General features: G+C 42.4%; 2 protein-coding genes. One reads left to right on the top strand and one right to left on the bottom strand.

Annotated features, from left to right (window positions below; all coding sequences use genetic code 11):
- Nucleotides 1–422 (bottom strand): YchE family NAAT transporter (locus B7C60_RS08920; RefSeq protein WP_245869071.1); only part of this gene is annotated, 422 nt, incomplete at its 3' end.
- Nucleotides 423–1,050: 628 nt separating this feature from the next.
- On the opposite strand from B7C60_RS08920, the gene adhE reads away from it, so the two are divergent.
- Nucleotides 1,051–3,723, top strand: coding sequence for a bifunctional acetaldehyde-CoA/alcohol dehydrogenase (gene adhE, locus B7C60_RS08915; RefSeq protein WP_099611351.1), 2,673 nt, complete (start codon nt 1,051–1,053; stop codon nt 3,721–3,723).
- Nucleotides 3,724–4,169: the final 446 nt, after the last annotated feature.

Genomic DNA, 4,169 nt, shown 5'->3' with positions numbered 1-4,169 from the left:
TAGCGTGCGCTGTAAACAATGGTTGAGCTAATGGCACCAGGGCCCGCCATTAAAGGCATCGCAATAGGCACGATTCCGATTTGTTCCCGGCTGATATGCGCCGATTTTTCTTGTTTATTTTGTTTATCTTCCCCCAGTTTCCCGCTCATCATTGAGAATGCAATGCTGATCAATAACAAGCCTCCCGCGACTCTGAAGGAATCGAGCGAAATGCTAAACATATCCAACAGGACTTGTCCGCCGAGTAGGGCCGTAATCAAAATCACGGCTACTGCTATATTGGCGGTCGCTGCGGTTTTGTTTTTTTCTTCCGCAGTCATATGGCTGGTTAAGGAGACAAACACCGGCATAATGCCGACTGGATTAACGGCAGCAACCAAGCCTAAAAAGAATTGAAGAAAAATAGCAAGTTCAAGATACATGAAAGGTTCTCTTGGCGATCATAAGAAGATAATAAAGCGCGCGTAATGTATGCTAATCTGCGCAAAATCACGAATGAAAAAAACTATCGTATTGGTTTGCTCATGATTAAGAAAACTAATCGTTAAAGAATAATGCAAATAAATTGTTGCAATTGATAGCTAATGGGTGAGTTGGTGTGGAAAGTTTGTTAACGTTAGCACACTTTAGCGAAAAAATAGTGACAACAGTGGAGAGTTAAGCTTGCGTTTATATACTGGTAAGTAGCACATGAAATGTTGGTCACAAATGAGGGTGTTGTTTAAAAATGAAACTTTTTTACAGATTGTTGTAGTTTTTTTAGTTTTTTGATGCGTAAACTTTGTTTTTGGGATACTTATTTCTTGGTTTTGTTTTTCTTTTAATTCATTGTGTTATCTGTTGTTTTTTCACGGTATTCCCCCTAAACTCGTAATTACTTTTTGATAACTGATCTGAGTCAATTTTTTTCAAACAGTGAAATATTATACTCAGTCGTGAAAGCTATTTACTAAGTCTCTGATTCAGTAGGTTATGAAGACCATAGAAAAGCATCAGGTTATCGATTTAATAAAGAGTTTTTAACATTTTTCTATTTTTAGGAGATTCACTATGCCTGTTACTAATTTGGCTGAACTTGATGCTCTCGTTGCTCGCGTTAAAGCAGCACAAGCAGAATTTGCCACTTTCTCTCAAGAGCAAGTTGACAAAATTTTCCGCGCTGCATCACTAGCCGCAAACCAAGCTCGTATTCCACTAGCGCAACAAGCTGTCGCGGAATCTGGCATGGGGATTGTGGAAGATAAAGTTATCAAAAACCACTTTGCGTCAGAGTTTATTTACAATAAATACAAAGACGAAAAAACCTGCGGCATTCTTGAAGAAGACGACAATCTTGGAACCATGACAATTGCAGAGCCAGTTGGTATTATCTGCGGTATTGTTCCTACCACCAACCCAACGTCTACCGCTATCTTTAAATCTCTTATTTCGTTGAAGACTCGTAACGGTATCATCTTCTCACCACACCCACGTGCAAAAAATTCAACCAACGCTGCGGCGAAATTGGTGCTTGATGCCGCTGTAGCAGCTGGTGCGCCAAAAGATATTATCGGTTGGATTGATGAGCCTTCAGTTGAATTATCTAATGCATTGATGAAGCATGATGGTATCGCACTTATCCTTGCGACTGGTGGCCCTGGCATGGTTAAAGCGGCTTACTCTTCAGGTAAGCCTGCAATTGGTGTTGGGGCGGGTAACGTACCTGTTGTTATTGATGAAACTGCTGATATCAAACGTGCTGTGGCTTCTATTTTAATGTCTAAAACGTTCGATAACGGTGTGGTTTGTGCCTCTGAGCAAGCTGTTATTGTAATGGATGAAGTGTATGACGAAGTGAAAGAGCGCTTTGCCACACATAAAGCTCACGTTTTAAGTAAAGCAGATGCTGATAAAGTCCGTAAAGTATTGCTAATTAATGGCGCATTGAATGCAAAAATTGTGGGTCAGCCTGCCACTGCAATCGCCGAAATGGCGGGAGTGAAAGTACCTGCTGATACTAAGATCTTAGTCGGTGAAGGTATTGGCGAGGTTTCTTATGATGACGAATTCGCTCATGAAAAACTGTCTCCAACATTGGGTATGTTCCGTGCTTCTTCATTTGAAAATGCAGTCGACCAGGCTGTGAAAATGGTTGAAATCGGTGGTATTGGTCATACTTCTGGCCTATATACAAACCAAGACGTGAATGCAGAGCGTATCCGTTACTTCGGTGATCGTCTAAAAACAGCACGTATTCTTGTTAACATCCCAACGACTCACGGTGGTATTGGTGATCTATACAACTTTAACGTTGCACCTTCTTTGACGCTTGGCTGTGGTTCTTGGGGGGGTAACTCTATCTCTGAAAACGTCGGTCCTAAGCACTTAATCAACAAGAAAACAGTGGCTAAGCGAGCTGAAAACATGTTGTGGCATAAACTTCCAAAATCTATCTACTTCCGTCGTGGAAGCCTTCCTATTGCCCTTGGTGATCTAGAAGGTAAAAAACGCGCCTTCCTCGTTACTGACCGTTTCTTATTCAATAACGGCTATGCAGACGATGTGGTTAGCTTGCTAAAAGCACAAGGCATGGAGGTGCAAACTTTCTTTGATGTAGAAGCGGATCCAACGCTGTCTGTTGTGAAGAAAGGTGCTGATGCGATGATGAGCTTCCAACCAGACGTTATCCTTGCACTTGGTGGTGGTTCACCAATGGATGCAGCAAAAATTATGTGGGTAATGTACGAGCACCCAGAAACGCATTTTGAAGAGCTTGCTATGCGCTTTATGGATATCCGTAAACGTATTTACAAGTTCCCTAAAATGGGTCAGAAAGCAGAATTGGTCTGTATCACGACCACTTCCGGTACAGGTTCAGAAGTAACCCCATTTGCAGTTGTGACAGACGATACAACTGGGGCGAAATACCCACTGGCTGATTACGAGCTAACACCTAACATGGCTATCGTGGATGCGAACCTTGTTATGAACATGCCTAAGTCTCTTACTGCATTTGGTGGTTATGATGCGGTGACTCACGCTCTAGAAGCTTATGTCTCTGTTCTGGCTAACGAATACTCTGATGGCCAAGCACTTCAAGCTTTGAAAATGCTAAAAGAGTACTTACCTTCAAGCTATAAGAATGGCGCAGCAGACCCAATTGCTCGTGAAAAAGTACATAACGCAGCGACAATTGCAGGTGTAGCATTTGCAAACGCTTTCTTAGGTGTATGTCACTCTATGGCCCATAAAATTGGTGCAGAGTTCCATATACCACATGGTCTTGCGAACGCATTGCTTATCTCTAACGTTGTGCGCTACAACGCGAATGATAACCCAACCAAACAAACTGCGTTCTCTCAATACGACCGTCCACAAGCACGCCGTCGTTACGCTGAAGTGGCTGACCACCTAGGCTTGAGCCAAGCGGGTGATCGCACCGCTCAGAAAATTGAACGTTTATTGACTTGGTTAGAAGAGTTGAAGAAAGAGCTAGATATTCCGTTATCTATCCAAGCAGCAGGCGTAAATGAGGCTGATTTCCTTGCAAAAGTTGACGAACTTTCTGTCGAAGCGTTCGATGATCAATGTACTGGTGCAAACCCTCGTTACCCACTGATTTCTGAGCTAAAAGATGTTCTTCTTGCTGCGTACTACGGTAAACCATTTGTTGAAGGCGAAACGTTCGAAGGAACAACCGTCATCAAGAAAAAAGAAGACCAAAAACCAGCAAAGAAAAAGTAAGCTGAGTTCGTGAGACGTTTTCGCTAGCACGAGATGTCTTCATGAAATATAAAAGCCCTTCTCTAAAACAGAAGGGCTTTTTGCTTAATGAAAGATAGTCTAATTTTTTTATGATGTTTATTCGTGCATCCTACTAGTCGATTGTTTTCGTGTGCTCTTTCTTCCTCAATCCTACCTATTCCTGCTTATCAGAGGATAGCGACCATCCGTAGATTCTCAATCACTATACCCTTCCGACTTGAAGCTGCAGCGATGTAGGCTACGTTCGTTTATCTCAATCACATCGTTTGTCTATGCTCATGGGGATGATGAGAGCCATCCGTGGCTCTCACCAAAGGGCAGCCTACGGCTGTTCAAATTTGTTCCATGTCAACGATCACCGAAAACTGATCCACTTTTAGCTTAAAAACGATCAATCAAAATTGATCCACCCTTTTACTCAGGTA

Source organism: Vibrio fujianensis (genome assembly GCF_002749895.1).
In the GTDB taxonomy this organism is placed as follows: domain Bacteria; phylum Pseudomonadota; class Gammaproteobacteria; order Enterobacterales; family Vibrionaceae; genus Vibrio; species Vibrio fujianensis.
Note: the sequence above shows the minus strand (reverse complement) of the source record. Positions and strands in the feature narration are given on the sequence as shown.

Bases quoted from the DNA above. Each gene is read 5' to 3' on its own strand.
- adhE (WP_099611351.1), top strand. From the start codon at position 1,051: ATGCCTGTTACTAATTTGGCTGAACTTGATGCTCTCGTTGCTCGCGTT.